The following is an 866-nucleotide window of genomic DNA, read 5'->3' as shown; positions in this document are numbered from 1 at the left end:
ACGTCTACGCCGACGAGGGCAACCACTGGGACGTGACCTTCTACAACTGCGGCGGCTGCTGACCCGGACGCCGCCCCGGGCGCGGGCCCCCGGCACCCCGGAGGCCCGCGCTCTTCTTTTGTTCACTCCCCACAAGCCAAGGGGCCTCCGGGCTGTGGACTCACTCCGGTGGTCCCACGGTTCTGTCCGTCCCCGCCAGGAATCGACACGCGAGACTGTACGGAGTCGACGGCGGGGTTTCCTTGGTCGAGTTCGTAGGGTCGGTACATGACCCTTGTCGACGAGATCCCGAGCGAGCCCACCGACGCACGTGGCCGCGTCGCCGAACTGCACGTGCTGCGCGAGCAGGCGCTGGCCGGCCCCGGCGAGCGCGCGACCGCGGCCCAGCACGCGAAGGGCAAGCTGACCGCACGCGAGCGCATCGAGCTGCTCCTGGACGCGGGGTCCTTCAACGAGGTCGAGCAGCTGCGCCGGCACCGCGCGCAGGGCTTCGGCCTGGAGGCGAAGAAGCCGTACACCGACGGCGTCATCACCGGCTGGGGCACGGTCGAGGGCCGCACGGTCTTCGTCTACGCCCACGACTTCCGCATCTTCGGCGGCGCCCTGGGCGAGGCCCACGCCACGAAGATCCACAAGATCATGGACATGGCCATCGCGGCCGGCGCGCCGCTGGTCTCCCTGAACGACGGCGCCGGCGCCCGCATCCAGGAGGGCGTCTCCGCCCTCGCCGGCTACGGCGGCATCTTCCAGCGCAACACCAAGGCCTCCGGCGTCATCCCGCAGATCTCGGTGATGCTCGGCCCGTGCGCCGGCGGCGCCGCCTACAGCCCCGCCCTGACCGACTTCGTGTTCATGGTCCGCGAGAC

Annotated in this window: 1 protein-coding gene; it reads left to right on the top strand. The window is 70.9% G+C overall.

Annotation, left to right across the window (positions count from 1 at the left end; genetic code table 11):
• Positions 1–267: 267 nt before the first annotated feature.
• The coding region (locus IE245_RS37615; protein ID WP_308436662.1) for a carboxyl transferase domain-containing protein at positions 268–866 on the top strand (599 nt) is incomplete at its 3' end.

Origin of the sequence: Streptomyces roseolus (assembly GCF_014649855.1) — a bacterium.
Taxonomy (GTDB): domain Bacteria; phylum Actinomycetota; class Actinomycetes; order Streptomycetales; family Streptomycetaceae; genus Streptomyces; species Streptomyces roseolus.
Note: the sequence above shows the minus strand (reverse complement) of the source record. Positions and strands in the feature narration are given on the sequence as shown.